The organism is Cupriavidus sp. PET2-C1 (assembly GCF_054515855.1).
The window spans coordinates 938,285-955,817 of sequence record NZ_CM137260.1; the positions used below are offsets into that span (position 1 = coordinate 938,285).

The window sequence follows — 17,533 nt, forward strand, 5'->3', positions numbered from 1 at the left end:
GCGCAACCAATCCGCCACGAAACGTGCCGCGAAGCGGCAGGCGTGACAACGGAGAAGACATGGGCGTGATCGATGAATTCGAGACATACGGCGCAGGGATGCCCAGGCACCAGGCCTACCATCTGGACGTGCCTCGCGCGGCCAGCGCGGCGGAGCTGTCGGTGGTGTCGTTCGAGGCGGTCGAGCGATTGGGAGACCTCTACACCGTCACGATCCGGCTAACCCACCCGCTGGAACTCGACCGGGCCGAATACCTCAATTGTGACGCGACCTTCGTGATCGACCCCGGCGACGGCAGCGAACCGCGCCGGTTCGCGGGGTGGATATCGGCGTTCTCGCGCACGAAACGCACGCGCGATTTCTTTGCCTACGAAATCGTGCTCAGGCCACTGGCCGCGCGGCTCGAACTTGTGCGGACCACGTGCATCTACCAGAACAAGACGGCCCCCCAGATCATCGAGGCCATCCTGCGCCGGCACGGTCTCCAGGGCCACCAGTTTGCCCTCAAGCTGCGCCGCGAGTACACCCAGCACAAATTCCGCTTCCAGTACCAGCTATCGGACTGGGAGTATGTCCAGTTGCTGATGCGCCAGGAAGGGCTGTATTGCTACTTCATCCCGGGCAAGTTCGGCGAGATGATCGTCTTCGGCGACGACATCGACCACTACGTCTACCAGCCCGAACTGCGCGTGCCATATCGCGAGACCGCCGGCCTGGAAGCCGGCATCGAGGCGGTATCCGACATCCAGGTGCATGCGAAGACCGTGCCCGAATCGGTCCTGGTCGCCGACTACAACCCGGATCAGGCGTGGGAACCCATCAAGGGCGAGGCCAACGTCGCGCGCAAGGACAAGACAACGTACGGCCAGCAGTATATCTACGGCACGCATCATCTGGACAAGGCCGAGGCGAAGTGGGAGGCGCAGCTGCGCCACGAGGCCCTGCTGGCCGGCCAGCTTGTCTATGCGGGCGAGAGCAACGTGATCAAACTGCACTCCGGGCGCATCCTGCGCCTGGACGAGCCATTGGCCGAAGCCCCCAACGGCCAGGTCATCACCGAAGTCATCCATACCGGCGGGCGTGATGCCGCTTACCGCAACACCTACAAGGCCATCCCGTCGGACCGGCGCTTTCGCCTGCCGTTGGACGAGGAGAACTGGCCGAAAATCCAGGGCACGCTGAGCGCGCGCATCACCTCGCCCGGCCAATACAAATACGCGTACCTGACAAAAGCGGGCCACTACGTCGTCCGCTTCGATTTCGATTTCGAGCCATGGCCGAAGGGCATGGAAAGCGCGGCCATACGCCTGGCAAGACAGTATGCCGGCGGCCTGCAAACCGGGATGCACTTCCCGCTCATCGAGGGCACCGAAGTCGCCATTGCCTTTCGCGACGGCAACCCGAACAAGCCCTATATCGCGCACGCGCTGCACAACAGCCGGCAAGAGGACCTGATCACCACGCGGGACCGCTTGCTGTCGCGCAATCTCATCCAGACGCAGAGCGGCAACCTGGTCGACCTTGAAGACTGGAAGGACGAGGAACACGTACAGATCTCCACCGAGCATTCGGGCAAAAGCCAGCTGACCCTGGGGCATATGCCCACTGCCAAACGCCAGAAGCGCGGTGAAGGCTTCGAACTGCGCACCGACGCCTGGGGTGCGATCCGGGGTGGCAAGGGGCTGTTCATTTCGGCGGATGGCCAGCCGAAAGCGGGTGGAGAGCAACTCGCCATGTCAGATGCCGCAGATACGCTGCGGCAAGCCATGGACATGATGCGCAGCCTCAACGATTCCGCAAACGCCGCCAAAGCGTGGCTTGCGGAGATCGACCAGCAGCGCGCCTTGATCGAGCAGACGCTGACGCAACTCAAGGCGCCTGCGATCCTCGCCAGCGCTCCGAAAGGTATAGGCATTGCCAGTGGGCGGGACATGCAGCTCGCAGCGAGCAAGCAAATCTTCATGACAGCTGGCGGTGGCCTGGACATCGGGGTAATGAAGCGCATCACCGCCGCGGCCGGCGAGGCCATCTCCCTGTTCGCGGCGAAGCTGGGTATCCGGATCTTCGCTGCAAAGGGCAAGGTGCAAATACAAGCCCAAGGCGATGCGCTGGAGTTGATGGCACTCAAGAATGTTGTCGTCAGTTCCTCGACTGGCGAGGTCATGATTACCGCCTCGAAGGGCATCACCCTCGGCGATGGTGCGGGCGCATACATCCGGATTGCCAACGGGAAGATCGAACTTGCCAGCCCCAGCGGGGAGATCAACGTCAAGGGCAACTTGCGTACCGATGACCCCGCCGGCGGCAGCTTTGCCTTCCCCGCCTGGGAGGCCGCCCCGCTGCAAGACGTGAAGCGCAACATGAAGTTCGGGTTCTCCGAATAAACAGGCCATGGCAACGACGACACCGCAGCAGCCGGCCAAGACGCCGGTGAAGAAACTGAGCTTTGCATACCCGTTCCGCAAGGGCCCCGAAACCCCCGGCAAGCCTTCGGCCGACTTTACCGACCAGCACGAATTTCACCGGCTGCTGCGCAAAGAGCCAGGTGGCGCCTACGCCGTCAGCCGGAAGGGGATGTGGCATGGAGGCATCCACATCACCGACGCAGGCGCCGGTGCGTCACTCGACCTCAAGCATGGCGTGCGCTGCATGGCCGACGGAGAGGTGGTTGCCTGGCGCGTCAACCAGACCTACCTGCCCAGCGAAATCCCGGAGCGGGCTGGCAAGGCAGCATTCAGCGCCCAATCCAGCACGGGTTTCGCGCTGGTGCGCCACGTGATGGAGTTTCCGAAGGACAACACGCTGACTTTCTTCAGCCTGTACATGCATCTGCAGGATTTCGCCAGTTACGAAGCGGACAAGGCATCGCCGCGTCCTTCGTACTGGACAACGTGGCTCCGGGTCACGGATGCCGCCAGCGACAAGCCCGATGCCAGTGCGAGCGGGGTGGGCGCTCCCGCCGAGCAAACCGGATTGCGCGTCCGCACCTCCAAGCCAGGAGGAACGATCCTTGGCATTCTGCCTCGTGGGGCGCAGTTCAGTCTTCTGAAGCGGGACGGGAACTGGGGCCAGATCGATTCCGTGCATGTGTCGGCCATGGTCCCGCCGAAAGTAGGCGGGTATGTCGCGCCGGACGCTGCGGAAAAGCGGTGGATCTATCTCGGCAAAGAGAACGGGGCTTACGTCGTCGAGACCGTCATGCCTGATACCTCGCTGGATCGCGTGGTCGTACCACCCGAACCAGTTCCAATCAACGCGGGCGATCTCATCGGCCACATCGGACGGTTCGATTCGCTCAGCGAACAGGTCCTCGCCAACATGGTCCATCTCGAGATGTTCTGCGACGACAGCATCCAGTCGTTTATCGAGACGAGCCGCGCATGGGTGACTGAACATGGCGCAAAGCCGAAAGCGTGGGAGCAATTGGGGCTGCCAGCTGACCCCACGATCCTACGGATCGACCGGCGGACGACGCTCTACAAGAACCCGAACCAGCAAGGCCAGGATGCGCCTCTGACCGATGTTGTGCGGGCGTATACGCTGGCGGAACTCGGCCAGCGTACCGAGAAGCCACACACCGAGACCAGCGCGGGCAGTGACGGCGAGAAGATGCGCTGGTGGAAGGTTGACAGCGCGGACGTACGCCGCCAGGACATCACCGGCTGGGTACGCGAGCAAAACTTCGCGGGAGGGCGGATCTCGCGCGAGTTCGCGCAGAAGTGGGTGGACTTCGAGATCCTGCATGACCCGCACGATTCCACCCACACCATCTTTGCCTCGACGCAGGCGTACGTCGACTACTCGATTGGCGCAGACGTCCCGAACGCCGGCACCATCGACAAACTCAACCCGCTGATGCAAGCCGTTTGTCGGCAGCTATATGCGACAGGCGATGGCAGCCAGGCGGCGAACGACCTTTGCGTTGCCTCCCAGGACGCATGGGCGGCAATGCGGGCTTCACGGCTCATTGTCAAGCATGAGAGCGAATGGGCGAATCCGGATAAGTGGAAGCAGCTCATTACCGAGATCGAGAAAAAGGTCGGGCCGGATGAGGCTCATGAGGCCGAACGCAAGCGCATCCAGGCGCTGGCCTGGTGGGAGGCTGTGAAGGAAGATTTCCCTGCTCTTCCGGCTCCGCAGGTGTTTCATATTCATCCGATTGGGATGATTGGGAATTTTATGAGTGCGGAGGATTGTAAATGTGGTTGTTGCTATGTGAACAGATTTTCCGTAACAAAATGGAGTTCTAGTTACGGACCGGTATATTGGGGAAATAAACCGTTGGAAAAATCATCCGTGCTGGTGGAGCTGGCAGACAGCGGTGAAATAACGGCTAGTGAGCGGAGAATATTGGTTGCAATGTCACCCAATGAGGGAAATCTGGACGCCGTACAATCCTATGACAGTGAAGTACTTACGGCAGGTGCCATGCAAAAGACCATCAATCCCACTGGCGAAGGAGAGTTTCCGATTCAGGTTTTAAAGTTTCGTGAAGATGATAACGCCGCTTATCGGGAATTGTTCGAGAAGTGCGGGTGGAGTGTTGAGAGAAGCGGAAATTCTGCTCGCATGTATTATACGCACCATTCTTTGACAGAAGGTCAGCCGAAAACTAGCGGCGATTTGATGGATATTATTCGAAAAGGGTGTTCGGCACAAAACTTTGGCAAGAAAATTGATAATATTCCATTGGCGTCGATCGTACATGCCATCTCGGATCCCCGGTTCGAACGCAGGCAGGTTATGGATTTTCTGGTCCGCCTCCGAGACAGAATTTTGCCATTTCGGCCGAACGGCTATCAATATAGCATTGCTAGCTACTTTCAATCGGATCTTGGGCGGGCTACGGCACTCGATCACCACGTGAATCGCCCTTACTATGTTGAGCGAGATATCGGAAGATCACTGGATCGATTTTTTGCAAATCATCCAAATGTCTCAAGAAATCCAGCCGAATGGGGTGCGCAAAGATCGGCGCATGAGATGAAGATTGTTGAACATTATGGTCATCATCGCGAGATGGCGACCGGCGTTGCTTCACCACGCTATGTGGCTTTGAGAAACAGGATCGGCTGATATGACTGCGCGCATAAAAAATCTGGTGGCGATAACATCCCTCACAGCCCTATTTGCATCGCATGCAATGGCGGGTGACGACGTCTTGCAGATAAATAGGCAATCTCGAATCGAATTTTCCGATCCCCTTCAGGGTTGGGATAAGGATACCTATGGAGCGGGATGGAAGCGCGCCAGATTGATCAAGCCGAGTGGAGAGATTGTGGAACTGCTGCCCTCTGAGAGGTTGACCTCCAGAGGAGGCACAATTTTTTCTGGCGCATTTTATTCCAGCGTGTCGCCTAGCCGGAAGTATGTCTTTCTCTCGACTATCAACACAGGGGTGGTGGGCGACGGCCCTGCGGAGGTGGGGAAAAACATCCACAGCAGAGCATATTGCCCGGTTATTTTCACTGAATCAGGTTGTATTTTGAGCAATAATACAGGAGAGGTCTGCGGCGGCCACTGGGAGGGAAAGAAAGATCTTTGGCGATATGGGGTAGATGATCGTACGGATACTATGTTTAAGTGGACATCTTTTAATGCCGAAGATATATGGAGATCTTTCGTAAAATCGGAAAATTTCGCAAAGTCAATAGAATGGAACTTCGAACCAAAAATAAATGATGTGGTCGTCCGAAGTTTTGGTTTAAGCAATATATTGGCTTGTGATCCACCATCGGCCAAAAACAGGGAGGCGTATCTTTTAGTCGCTCGGCAACTCGAGATTGAGGGAAGAGGTCTTGACGCTAAGTTCCTCCGGAAAAAATCGACTATCGGTGCCAGCCAGAATTATGGTGTTGATAGAGTTACAGCGGAGAAATCATGGCTATATGATGGTCCAGAAGATCAAGCTAGAACACGAATGTACCTGATCAAGGGGGATGAGATAAAGATAATAAGTCCAGGTTCGCCGGGGTGGGTGTATGTCGAGTACAAAGGCAAGAATAAGGTAGCGATCCGTAAATGGATTAAGGACTCGTCTGTAGAGTGATTATCCGGATCTTTGGTTGCGTTGAGTAAATCCGAGTATTTATGTGGGCGATTGTCTGATGTAAATTTAGGGTCTGCCTTCTTGCTCAATATGTTGGGGTAGTTAAGTTCTTCATGGAGAGTGTGTTGAAAATATTATGCGATTCATGGGTGTTGAGTTGAGGCGGGGTCTTAATTATATTGAAACCGTTGTTTCTGTGCTCTTCATTGCAGCACTCGGATTTTTTGCGCCAGCTATGGCCGTTGCGGAAAAATTGGATTTATCAGGCGAGTTCGAGGGCGATGATATAACGGGAAGATTTTCTTTTCGAGATATCTCAAAAGGTATTTCGGTGGAATATTATTCGCCATCACTCGGGAAAACGATTTTATATTCTGTGGATAAATTTGACGAGTGCAGTTCAATGGCGATCTATAGGATCCCGCGTACTCGACAAATAGCAATTGATGGAAGCTGCCTAAGTCAAGGAGGGCAGGTGTACCGATATGTGTATGAATGGAAGAGTGACTACTCAAATTGGTGCGTAATTAGAGAGATCACCGGAGAGCGAGCGGATGTTACATCAGGAAAATTTGCGCCGTCAGAGAGAGTATCTCGAATAACTGGCTGCTCAACCATCGGATCAACGGGGCCTTATGACTATGAATCCAGTGCAGATGTTGTGAGGGCAATCGAGAGAAGCCTCATGGAATTTCGACTGGCAAGTCGAAATAAGGAAAAGCTGAGTCAATATATTCTTTCAATCACGTCCTACGACGCATCTGAATTTTCTGAGCACGTTAGCGTCGAAAATGTTGTCATCCTAAATGACATTGCATACTTTTTTGTTGAGAGCGGAAGATCAGATGATGCCATTCCACTGCTGAATTCGATAGTCCAGAAATTTCCAAGGCGAATAGTTGCTAAATTGAATTTGGCAGATGCTTATTGGAATATTGGTGTTGGCGATCGAGCGTCTATTTTATATGGCCAATATTATCGCGCTATGATATCTGGGAATATGAAAGGAATGGTGCCGGAAAGGGTTATTGATCGAATGAAGTAGGAATTATATATCGCTTTCAATTTAACTGGGTGCGGCTGTTTTTCTATTCTCCTCCTGCGATCCAGGAGATTATCAGCCGATCAGTCACCGAGCACTGAGGGGTATCAAGAAATTCGCGCCGATAGATTGCATAGATGGCTGAGTTGATCGTAATAGCGGCGGATAATATTTATATGATCGAAAATGATTTTTAAATATCTATTGATTTTTAAAATTTCCTTGTTTTTATCTCTTGCGAATGCAGAGGGCAGACATGTTCCGTGTCCGGTGGTGTCTCCTGCTCAGGGAGTGTTCTCTGCCGCGCAGATCAAAAAGGGTGCGCTAGTTGCAGTTGAGGCAGGGGATGATGAGTACCCTGTAAATTTGGTGTTATATAAATCTGAAAACGGTCTCTGCCGGGAAGAGCTGGTTGCAAAATATTCAATCGAGGGGGCGGCACCTCAGGTTGACTCTCTTTTTTTTGGGAGAATAAAAGGGAGAGTGAATCTATTTGTTATTGTCCGCTGGGAGTTGAGACACAGTGGGATGGGAACATATGGAGACCTTTATCAGGTATATTCATACGAAAGTGATTCAAGCGGTTCTTTATCAGAGAATAAAAGTATTGTTGAGAATAGCGAGATGACGGGTGTGGAGGGCTATGTTGAGCACCAAGTTTCCACTTTTCGACTGAAGACGGCTCTCGATGTCAAGAATTTCATCAGGCGGATGAGGTAAGTGATTTGTAGTGCGTAAATTTAGAGCGGGCTAGGTTGGATTCGGGGATTCTTAATAAGAGTAAATTAATTCATGTTTTAGGAGATTTTTAAACTTATGAAAGAATTAGCTTACGAAGACGACGATACGAGTCACGGCGGCAAGATCCTGTCGGGATCGGACCGCATTCAGGTCCGGGGCAGACGTGCCGCGCGGATCGGCGATATCGTGTCGTGTCCGATTCACGGCAGCAACAAGATCGTGGAGGGCGGCGCCAGCATGACCGATGCGGGCGTGCCGCTTGCGCGCGACGGGGACCGGACCTAGTGCGGCAGTATCCTCATTGCTCGCTGGCGCGGCGCAACGGTTCGGTAAATGCCCATCGATTTTCAGCGGGTACCACCCAGAGCCACGGTGCCGGACCTGCCGCGCCCGTCGGTCGCTTGGTGGACGTTCCTCTTCGTCGCCATTGTGGGTGGGGGCGCCGCGTTCGTCATCTACCTCTGGCCCGCGACAAAGCCGACAAACACCTTCTGGTTCTGGCTCTGCGTCATCGGCTATCCCTTGGCCGCTTGGGCTTTTCTGTGGAGCGTCGCCATGGCCGGCGCGTATGCGCGGCGCAGTGATGCCATGGCGGTCAACCGGGCGAGCGATGCCGAGGAACAGGACTGCCATGTGCGCGCTAGCAAGCCACTTGCGATTCTGGCCCACGCCTGGTGTTTTTCTGCCGACGACGCAGAGAACGGCGTTGAGGGCGTCGCGAGCGGGCGCATGCAGATGGCTGCCCGGCCAAGTGCGGCATACCCTGAAACGGATGTGATCGCCCGCTGGATCGCGATACCCGAGAAGCCGTTCTACCCGGGCAATGAACTCTCGGAACACGCTAGGCATAAAGTCGTCACTGACTGGCTGCTTGACCGCTTGCTCCGCCCCGTTATTGCGAGTCTGGAGTCCTTGCCGGTGCACACCCGGCTACGTGTACGGCTCGTCTCCGCGTCATCCGTGGAAGCAGATGAGGTCAGCGCGCGACTTGAAGCCAAGATACTGGCATGCCTCCCGCAGTTGCCCGTCGCCACGACAGACGATACGGATCATCTGTCGCTGTTTGATGTCGACGCCTGGGCAGACCGCATGCCCGCAGACGAGGTGCAGCTACTCGTCGCACTCCAGTTGAGGCGAGCCATCAGTGAGCGCTTGGATGCCGGCGTGGCCGAGGCGGGCGTCGCTTTGCTGGTGGGCCGCCCCGGCGCGTCGCGGCATGGTTCCGTGCTGCACTTGCACCGTCCTGCCAAGGACAGCGCGCAGTCCGCCCCGGATGCCGTGGCACTGGCAATGCGTTGGGGGCGAACCAGCGCCGAAGGCATCGGTGCGGTTTGGGACCAAGCGCTTTCCGATGAGGTGGTCACGCATCTCAAGTCATCGTCGCTCCTGGGCGATGCCGTCACATGGGTGGATCTCGCGAAGACCATCGGCAATTCTGGCAGTGCGGGCGCATGGCTCGCGACGGTCCTCGCTGCCGAGAATGCCGCCCTGTCCGCCCAATCGCAACTCGTCCTCATCCAGGAGGGCGATCGGTGCATCGCCCTCGTGTGCCGCAAGCCATCATGAATGAATACAAGCCACAGCCAGTAGCTCGCTATCTCTGTATCGCGATATTGATCCTCTTTGTCGCAGTCGGCCTCGCGGTTTGGTTCGAGGGGCCGGGGCAGGGGCTGTCGCGGCAGCAAGTCAAGCTCTTCGAGATCTCCTTGGCGATCGGGTGCATTGTGTCGCTGCTACTGGCCAGGTACTACGAATGGTTGGCGCTAAAGGTTCAGCTGCTGCGCGCCAAGCTGTGGATGGTCAACTACGATGCCAGCAAGCGGGGCGAGGTGACGACGGCGGGGGGCGGCGAGCCGGCAGCGCGTCCCGGGCAACTGGCCACAATACGTGACGCGCTTCACGTGCATCACGGTCGGCGCTGGCGCTACCGCCAGCCCTGGCTGCTCCTCACCGGCGACGACGCCGCCATCGCCCGGCTCCTGCCCGAACTGGCAGAACAAGGCTGGCTGATCACCCCCGACGCGGTGTTGCTATGGAGCAAGACCAACAAGGAGGGCTGGCCGGACGCCGACTGGCTCGAGCAGCTCTACCGGCTGCGCCGCCGCCGCCCGGTGGACGCGGTGATTCTCGCAACGGACAGTGCAGCGGATCTGCAGGCGCAGCGCCGCGGCACCCATCCCGATGGCATGCGCCTGGCGCGCATCGCGGAATTGCTGCGCTGGTCCGCCCCGGTCTACCTGCTCGATGTGGCGGAGGCGAGAACGGTGGCCCACGGCCTCATGCCGGTCATCGGTTGCGAACTGCCGCGCCAGGCCGACGCGGACGCCATCGAGGGCGCGCTGCGCACGCTGCGCGACCAGCTGGCGCAGCGCGTCGTCGCGCAGCTGATGGCGGGCAACCGCGACCGCTATATGGGAGAGCTTTCCCAGCGGCTCGACACGCGCGGCAAGGCGCTCGCCGACTGGATCGCCGGATTGGGGGGCCGGCAGCGCCGGCGCATCCCCGTGGACGGCATCGTCTTTGCGCCGTATCCGCGGCCTGTCGCCGGCGAGGCGGACGTGCAGAGCTGCGCCGACCTGCCGCTCTGGCATTACCTGGGCGAAGCCGCCCGCCGCCAGCCGGGACAGCGCGTCGGCTGGCACCCGGTGACGGTGTCTGCCGTCGTGGGCCTGACGGCCATCGGCCTGTGGAGCGCCGGCATGCTGGTGTCCGGCGTGCGCAACGCGCAAGACGTCAGCGCTGCGCAACAAGTGATTCGGGATGTCCAGTCGGCCCCCAACCCGGCCGCGCGCCTGCGCGCACTCCTTGCCTTGCAGCAGCAGATCGAGCGCTACGCGTACCGCACCCGGCATCACGCGCCGCTCGCGACCCGCTTTGGCCTGAATCGCGACCCGGCGATCCTCGCCGCGTTGTGGAAGCCTTACGCGCGGGCCAGCCGCGAGCTGCTTGTCACACCGGTGCAGCGGGATCTGGAGGGGACCCTGGTGGATCTCGCGCAACTGCGCACCACGGTGCTGGATGCGGCAACCAACCGGGTGGCTCTGAGCGGCCACCAGGCGCTCAAGACCTATCTGATGCTGGCTAACCCCGCACGGGCCGAACCAGCCTTCCTGGCCCCGCAACTGGTGCAGCATTGGTCCACCGAGGCCCGGATCACGCCGGGCGAGCGGCAGGACCTCGCCGAGCGCCTGCTCAAGTTCTATGCGGCGCATTTGAAGTCCAACCCGGCCGGGCGCATCGAGCCGCGGCCCGAGCTGGTCGCCGGCGCGCGCCAGACGCTGCTGGCCGTGATCGGGGAGCGCAACGCCGAGGACACCGTCTATCGGGGCGTGATCCAGGCCTTTGGTGAGCACGCTGGCAGCAAGTATCCGGACCAGACCCTGACGGCGCTGACCGCCGGCACCGATCCCCGGGGGCTGGTGCGAGCCACCGCCATCGTGCCCGGGGTCTTCACCCGCCAGGCCTATGAGGGCTATGTGGCGAGCGCGATCGAGCAGGCCGCCAGGCGCACGGAGATCGCCAATGACTGGGTGCTGACCGACGGCCAACCGCAATCGCCGCAGCAGCAGACTGAGAGCCGCTCGGCCGAAGCGCTGCAGGCGGCGCTGACCGAGCAGTACTTCGCCGATTACGCCGAGCATTGGCAGGGCTTCATGAACAGCCTGCAATGGGAGCCGGCGCCGACCCTGCCGGCCGCGATCGCGCAGCTCAAGCTGATGGCCGACGCGCGCCAGTCGCCGGTGATCGCGCTGATGAAGTCGCTCGCATACCAGGGCGGCGCCGGCGCCCGCCAGGACTCGCTGTCCGACACGTTGGTGGCCAAGACGCAGGACCTGTTGGGCAAGAAGCCGGCGGGGCCGGAGGTGGCGAAGCCGGATGCGGCGGGGCCGCTGGGTGCGGCCTTTGGCCCGGTGCTGCGGCTGGTGGCGCAGGGCCAGCCCGGCAGCGCCAATGCGGGCAGCAACGGGGGCAGCCATGCGGGCACCAGCGGTGACCTGAGCCTGCAGCGGTTCCTCGACCGCGCGACGGCACTGCGCTTGCGCCTGCAGCAGGTCAGCAACAGCGCCGATGCCGATGCGCAGGCCCGCCAGATGGCGCAGGCGCTGTTCCAGGGCAAGGGCTCGGAACTGGCCGACACCCAGGCCTATGCCCAGCTGATGGCGGCCAGCCTCGGCAGCCAGTGGGCGGGCATGGGCGAGACGCTGTTCGTGCGCCCCATCGTGCAGGCGACGCAGACGGTGCTGCAACCGGCGCAGGCGAGCCTCAATGACGCGTGGCGGCAAAGCATCGCGATGACATGGGGCCGCTCGTTCGCCGGGCGCTATCCGTTTGCAGACACCGCCAACGATGCCTCGCTGACCGAGCTGGCGCGCTTCCTGCGCCCGCACAGCGGCCTGATCGGGTCCTTCCTCGGCACGCAGCTGGCGGGCGTGCTCGAGCTGCAGGGCGATCAGTGGCTGCCGGCAGCCACCGGCGGGCAGGCGCAGTCCTTCGATCCGGCCTTCCTCAATGCGATCAACACCTTGCAGCGCCTGGCGGCGCACCTGCTGGCGCAGGGCGAGCCGCAGTACCGCTTCGAGTTCAAGCCGATCCCGACCCCGGGGCTGACCGACACGCTGCTGACCCTCGATGGACAGACGCTGCACTACTACAACCAGCGCGAGACGTGGCAGGCGATGACGTGGCCGGGCAAGAACCTGCAGGACCCGGGCACCCGGCTGCAGTGGCAAACCGAGCGCGCCGGCACCAACAAGAGCTACGAGTTCGGCGGCCGCTGGGGCCTGGTGCGGATGCTGGAGCGGGCGCACATCGAACCGGTGGATAGCGCGAACTACCAGTTGACGTGGCAGGCGAGGCCGGAAGCGCTGGACGCGCAGGATGCGTTAGCAGAGCCAGGCGCGCCGAAGGCCGCTGCCAAGCGCCAGGCCGATGCGCACAGCCGGACCTTCGCCGAGGATCCCGACAGCCTGACCGCGCGCAGCGCCCAGGCGCCCGTTGCGGCGGACGTGATCTATCCGGTGCGCTACCTGATGCGCACCGAGGTCGGGCAGGGGCCGCTGGAGTTGCTGGCGCTGCGGGGCTTCGTGCTGCCAACGCGGATCTTCGTGGGCCGGGAGCCGCAGGCCGCGGCCCGCGCCACACCGGCCCTGCGCAAGTAGAGATAGACAGGGACAAACAGGGAAAAACGCAGACAAACAGGGACAAACGACAAACCATGTTCAACAAGCTCCTCAACGCGCTCTTCGGCGCGCGTGCCCCTGCGGATCTCGCTCGCTCCACACAGGCGCGCTGGGACCCATGGCTGCAACCCATCCGTCCCGACGCCCCGGCCGGCGACGATCCGGGCTACGACGACGACTTTCTCGCCATCAAGGATGAGGTGGCCAAGCTGTCCGGCGTGAACGACACGCTGATCGTCGAGTCCGCCGAGCGGCTGCTCAAGCTGACCGCCAAGGACTTGCGCCTGGCCGTGTATTACGTCTACGGGCGCATGCGGCGCTATGGCGCGGAAGGGGTCGCCGCCGGCTTCGAGCTGCTGTCGGCACTGGTCGACCGCTTTGGCGCCCGGCTGCTGCCTGCCCGGGCCGAGAGCCGCAAGGCGGCGCTCGAATGGCTGGCCGGCACGACCTTCACCGACCGGCTCGACCGGGTGCCAGGCCTGGCGGGCGCGCAGCTGGAACGCACCCTGTCGGCACTGGCGCTGATTCTGGAGCGCACGGCGCAGTGGCCGGAACCGGCTCGCCCGGCGCTGGATGGGCTCATCCGTCGCTTCGAGGGCCGGGTCGAATCACCGGCGGCCACCGGCAACCCGGGTGGGGACGCGCCAGCCGGGCCCGCGGCCGCCTCGGTCCTGCCCGCCTTGGGCGAGGTGGCCTCGACCCGGGATCTGCTGGATCGGGCGCGCCAGATGGCGCAGTACCTGCGCCAGCAACCGCAGGGCTACCTCGCGGCCTACCGCCTGATGCGCTGCGTGCGGTGGGATACGTTGACCGAGATCCCGCCGCACGAGCACAGCGGCAAGACGCGCCTGGTGGCGCCGCGCGCCGAACTGCGGGCCCAGCTCAAGCGCCTGATGCTGCAAAAGCAGTGGCCGGAACTGCTCGACCGCGTCGAGCACGCCTTCGCCGAAGGCGCCAATCATTTCTGGCTGGACCTGCAGTACTACGCGTTCACGGCCCAGGATCAGGCAGGCGGCGCGTACGCCCGCGCGCGCGACTGGCTTGCCACCGACTGCGCACTCATGCTCGAACGCCTGCCCGGCCTCGATCAACTGGCCTTCACGGACGGCACGCCGTTTGCGGATGACACCACATTGGCGTGGATCGCGCGCCATGCCACCGTGCGCGATGTCGAGCGCGGCGAGCCCATGGCGCCGGTAGCGGTCGCATCCGCCAGCACCGACTGGGCGGAGACGGAAGCCCAGGCGGCGGACCTCGCCGCCCAACAGAGCCTCGACGCCGCGTTCGCCTGGCTGCAGGGCCTGCCGGCACCGGACGGCGAGCGCGACCGCTTCGTGCGGCAACTGGTGATGGCGCGCGTGGCCGAGCGTGTGGGCCGCGCGGACACGGCGTTGCACTTGCTGGGCGCCCTCGAGATGAGCGCGCAACGCTTTGGGCTGGCCACCTGGGAGCCTTCGCTCGCGTTCGAGGCCAAGCAACAGCTGCTGCGGCTGCTCAAGGCCCGCATGACGCGCAAGGACGCGGACAAGGGCGCGCTTGCCCAGCGCATGGAAGCCCTGCTCGGCGAGCTGACCGCCATCGACCCGGCCCGTGCCGTGGCCATCGCCTGACCGGCGAGTTAACTGACAGCCTCATGACCGATCCCACCCAAGACAACGACATCCTGCGTTACTACGAAGCGGAAATGCGCTACCTGCGCGAAGCCGGCAAGGAGTTCGCCCAGGCGTTTCCCGACCGTGCACGGATGCTCAATATCGACCGCGTCGGCGAGCGCGATCCGCATGTCGAGCGGCTGTTCGAGGGCTTCGCCTTCCTGATGGGGCGGCTGCGCCATAAGCTGGACGATGAGCTGCCCGAGCTGACCGAAGGGCTGGTCAGCATGCTGTGGCCGCACTACCTGCGCATGATCCCGTCGCTGTCGATCCTCGAGTTGTCTCCGAACACCGACACGTTGCAGCGCCACGAAACCCTGCCGGCCGGACTGGAGGTGCTGTCCGACCCTGTGCCGCTTGGCACCCAGGCAGGCGGTGGCAACGATGCGGTGGAATGCATCTACCGGACCACGCAAGCGGTCGACTTGTATCCGCTGCGCCTGACCGAGGCCAACGCCTACGCGCGCGAGGATGGCCGCTCGGTGATCCGGCTAAGGCTCGAACCACAGGCGCAGGCACTGCGCGAGCAACTGGCGGTGCCGCGCCTGCGGCTCTACCTGCATGCCGACCGGCCATTGGCGCTGGCGTTGTACGCCGCACTCACCGCTCAGCCGCAGGCAATGCAGGTGCGCTTCCCCGGCTACCCCGCGGAACGCCCGGGCGCGCCCCAGGCCATGCCCGGGCTGGCGCTGGAAGCAGCCGGCTTCGACGCGCAGGCACGCCTGTGGCCCAAGCCGGACAATGCCTTTGGTGGCTACCAGCTGCTGCTGGAGTACTTCACCTTTCCCGAGAAGTTCATGTTCGTGGACCTGGTCGGGCTGGACATGGGCGCCATCCCGCCAGATACGGCGCATGTTGACGTGGAGGTGGTGCTGGCCAAGCCCTTCCCCGACGACCTGCGCTTCTCGGCGGAGAATGTGCGGCTCTTCTGCACGCCCATCATCAACCTGTTCGGACTGGAAGCGGATCCGATCAAGGTCACGCACGTCGAGACCGAGTACCGGGTGCGGGCCATGGAGCAACACGGGCAGCATGTCGAAGCGTACTCGGTCGACACCGTGCGGGGCTTCGAGGCAGCGAGCGGCGCGCGCTTCGAGTACGCGCCGTTCGCCGCCTTTCGCCACCGCGGTGGCATGCTGCGCCACGAGATGCCGGAGCGCTACTTCCACACCCGCATGCGCCGCGGGCCCTCGGGCAAGTTCGACACCTGGGTGGTGCTGGGCGGCCATGCCTGGGAGCAGCAACAGACCCTGCCCGAGGAGACGCTGTCGCTGTCGGTCACGGGCACCAATGGCATGCTGCCCCGCAAGGGCCTGCGCGAGGCCGGCATCACGCATATGCGCGACGCGTTCGCCAACATCGGCACCGTGCGCAACCTGACGGCGCCGACCCTGCCGGTGTACCCGCCCACCGCCGACCGCTTCCACTGGCGCGTGCTGTCGCACCTGGCGCCAAACTACCTGTCGCTGCTCGATGCCGAAGTCCTGCGCGGCAGTCTTGCCCTCTACGACTGGACGGAAGGCGAGATGAACCGCCGGCGCATCGACGCCATCACCGACGTGCGGCACCGGCCCCTGCAAAAGCTCGTCAAGGGCGGCCTGCTGCGTGGCGTGGAGATCGAGGTGGTGCTGGACAGCACCCGCTTCGCCGGCGAGGGCGACGTCGAGCTCTTCGGCGAGATGCTCAACCGGTTCCTGTCGCTCTACGCCACGCTGAATCTGTATACCCGGCTGGTGATCGTGTCGCAGCCAAGCGGCAAGCGGTTGGCATGGCCCGACAGCAAGGCAGAGGGGGCACCGTTTTGAGCCTGCCGAGTCTGCCTGCAACCGGGGCACAGCGCAGCGCCTTGCTGCCGGCGCTGCTTGCCCAAGCGCCGCAGATGAACTTCTTCCGGCTCTGCGAGCTGATCGAGTTGTCTGCGCCGCAGTGTCCGGCGCTGGGCACGACCGATTCCCCGGCCAATGAACCGGTGCGTTTCCGCTCGCATGGGCGGCTGGGCTTCCCGGGGCGGGAGATTGACGCGGTGGAGCACGATGGCGACCACCCCGAGCGGCCGCCGGTGGTACGGACCACCTTCCTGGGCCTTTACGGCGTGGATGCGCGCATGCCCTCCTACTTCGTGGACGAGATTGCCCAGCGCCGCGACGGGGCAGAGCCGCTGGCGGCCTTCCTGGACCTGTTTCACCACCGGATCGTCACGCAGTTCTACCGCGTCGCGCGCAAGTACCGCTATCCGGTGGGCTTCCGGCAGGGCGGACAAGACGGCGGGCAAGACGACGTGTCGTGTTACCTGCTGAGCCTGCTCGGGCTGGGCCTGGGCAAGCCGGGTGCCGAAGAGACCGTCCCCACACGGAAGCTGTTGTCGATGCTAGGGCTGGCCAGCCAGCGCACACGCACCGCCGAAGGCCTTGCCGGCGTGCTGCAGCATGCCGTGCCGGACGCGCGCATCACGGTGGCGGAGTTCTACCCCGGGTGGGTACGCCTCGATGCCACCGAGCGGATGCCGCTGGGAGAAAACTGTGTGCTCGGGCGCGGCTTTTATGACCGCGCAAACACCGTACGCGTGGTGATCGCGCCGCAGGCCCGCGACTCGGTGCTGGGGCTGATGCCGGGCCGGGCCATGCACCGGGAGGTGACGGCGCTGTTGCGCTTCTACCTGGGCTATGAAGCGCACGCGCATCTGGAGATGCATGTCAGGCCCGCGCTGATGCCGGCACCGGCCTTGAATTCGGACCAGGTGAGCCTGGGCTACACCACGCAGCTCAGGCAGCCCGACGAAGCCGAAGCCACGGGCGCCAGCGACGGCGTCACCCGTGTGCAGCTCGGCAACTGGCGCGGGCACAGCTCGGCGCTGCCAACGCAACGCTGA

The 17,533-nt window shown here is 62.0% G+C and carries 11 protein-coding genes; all 11 read left to right on the forward strand.

The genetic code is table 11. From position 1 onward, the window contains the following. Positions 1-59 precede the first annotated feature (59 nt). The 11 genes from ACX12D_RS24235 (at position 60) to tssG (ending at position 17,533) form a co-directional block, all read left to right on the forward strand. Positions 60-2,384, forward strand: a complete 2,325-nt coding sequence (locus ACX12D_RS24235) for a type VI secretion system Vgr family protein (RefSeq protein WP_459376003.1) — start codon at positions 60-62, stop codon at positions 2,382-2,384. A gap of 7 nt (positions 2,385-2,391) precedes the next feature. Continuing rightward, the gene (locus ACX12D_RS24240) at positions 2,392-5,076 is read left to right on the forward strand and encodes a glycoside hydrolase family 19 protein (protein ID WP_459376005.1); all 2,685 of its coding nucleotides are present in this window, start codon (positions 2,392-2,394) and stop codon (positions 5,074-5,076) included. A 1-nt stretch (position 5,077) separates the two neighbouring features. Next, entirely contained in the window at positions 5,078-6,049 is a 972-nt protein-coding gene (locus tag ACX12D_RS24245) for a hypothetical protein (protein WP_459376006.1), read from the forward strand. A 145-nt stretch (positions 6,050-6,194) separates the two neighbouring features. Then, complete coding sequence (locus ACX12D_RS24250) at positions 6,195-7,094, forward strand: tetratricopeptide repeat protein (RefSeq protein WP_459376007.1); 900 nt, start codon at positions 6,195-6,197, stop codon at positions 7,092-7,094. 183 nt (positions 7,095-7,277) lie between these two features. Then, complete coding sequence (locus ACX12D_RS24255) at positions 7,278-7,811, forward strand: peptidase associated/transthyretin-like domain-containing protein (RefSeq protein ID WP_459376008.1); 534 nt, start codon at positions 7,278-7,280, stop codon at positions 7,809-7,811. A 96-nt stretch (positions 7,812-7,907) separates the two neighbouring features. After that, positions 7,908-8,117: a PAAR domain-containing protein gene (locus ACX12D_RS24260; protein WP_459376009.1), complete on the forward strand. Its 210-nt coding sequence runs from the start codon at positions 7,908-7,910 to the stop codon at positions 8,115-8,117. Positions 8,118-8,165: 48 nt separating this feature from the next. Then, complete coding sequence (locus tag ACX12D_RS24265; protein WP_459376010.1) at positions 8,166-9,398, forward strand: hypothetical protein; 1,233 nt, start codon at positions 8,166-8,168, stop codon at positions 9,396-9,398. Next, positions 9,395-12,991, forward strand: coding sequence for an ImcF-related family protein (locus ACX12D_RS24270; protein WP_459376011.1), 3,597 nt, complete (start codon positions 9,395-9,397; stop codon positions 12,989-12,991). The genes ACX12D_RS24265 and ACX12D_RS24270 overlap by 4 nt, the downstream gene beginning before the upstream one ends. 56 nt (positions 12,992-13,047) lie before the next feature. Continuing rightward, positions 13,048-14,622: a type VI secretion system protein TssA gene (gene tssA / locus ACX12D_RS24275; RefSeq protein WP_459376012.1), complete on the forward strand. Its 1,575-nt coding sequence runs from the start codon at positions 13,048-13,050 to the stop codon at positions 14,620-14,622. Positions 14,623-14,645: 23 nt separating this feature from the next. Further along, positions 14,646-16,469, forward strand: coding sequence for a type VI secretion system baseplate subunit TssF (tssF, locus tag ACX12D_RS24280; protein WP_459376013.1), 1,824 nt, complete (start codon positions 14,646-14,648; stop codon positions 16,467-16,469). 74 nt (positions 16,470-16,543) lie between these two features. Further along, positions 16,544-17,533 (forward strand): type VI secretion system baseplate subunit TssG, encoded by a 990-nt coding sequence (gene tssG / locus ACX12D_RS24285; protein WP_459376509.1) that lies wholly within the window; start codon positions 16,544-16,546, stop codon positions 17,531-17,533.

Excerpts from the sequence above, each read along its gene's own strand:
- ACX12D_RS24240 (WP_459376005.1), top strand. The coding sequence starts at position 2,392 with ATGGCAACGACGACACCGCAGCAGCCGGCCAAGACGCCGGTGAAGAAA.
- ACX12D_RS24260 (WP_459376009.1), top strand. The coding sequence starts at position 7,908 with ATGAAAGAATTAGCTTACGAAGACGACGATACGAGTCACGGCGGCAAG.
- ACX12D_RS24255 (WP_459376008.1), top strand. The coding sequence starts at position 7,278 with ATGATTTTTAAATATCTATTGATTTTTAAAATTTCCTTGTTTTTATCT.
- tssA (WP_459376012.1), top strand. The coding sequence starts at position 13,048 with ATGTTCAACAAGCTCCTCAACGCGCTCTTCGGCGCGCGTGCCCCTGCG.
- ACX12D_RS24245 (WP_459376006.1), top strand. The coding sequence starts at position 5,078 with ATGACTGCGCGCATAAAAAATCTGGTGGCGATAACATCCCTCACAGCC.
- ACX12D_RS24235 (WP_459376003.1), top strand. The coding sequence starts at position 60 with ATGGGCGTGATCGATGAATTCGAGACATACGGCGCAGGGATGCCCAGG.
- ACX12D_RS24270 (WP_459376011.1), top strand. The coding sequence starts at position 9,395 with ATGAATGAATACAAGCCACAGCCAGTAGCTCGCTATCTCTGTATCGCG.
- tssG (WP_459376509.1), top strand. The coding sequence starts at position 16,544 with ATGAACTTCTTCCGGCTCTGCGAGCTGATCGAGTTGTCTGCGCCGCAG.
- ACX12D_RS24250 (WP_459376007.1), top strand. The coding sequence starts at position 6,195 with ATGGGTGTTGAGTTGAGGCGGGGTCTTAATTATATTGAAACCGTTGTT.
- tssF (WP_459376013.1), top strand. The coding sequence starts at position 14,646 with ATGACCGATCCCACCCAAGACAACGACATCCTGCGTTACTACGAAGCG.
- ACX12D_RS24265 (WP_459376010.1), top strand. The coding sequence starts at position 8,166 with ATGCCCATCGATTTTCAGCGGGTACCACCCAGAGCCACGGTGCCGGAC.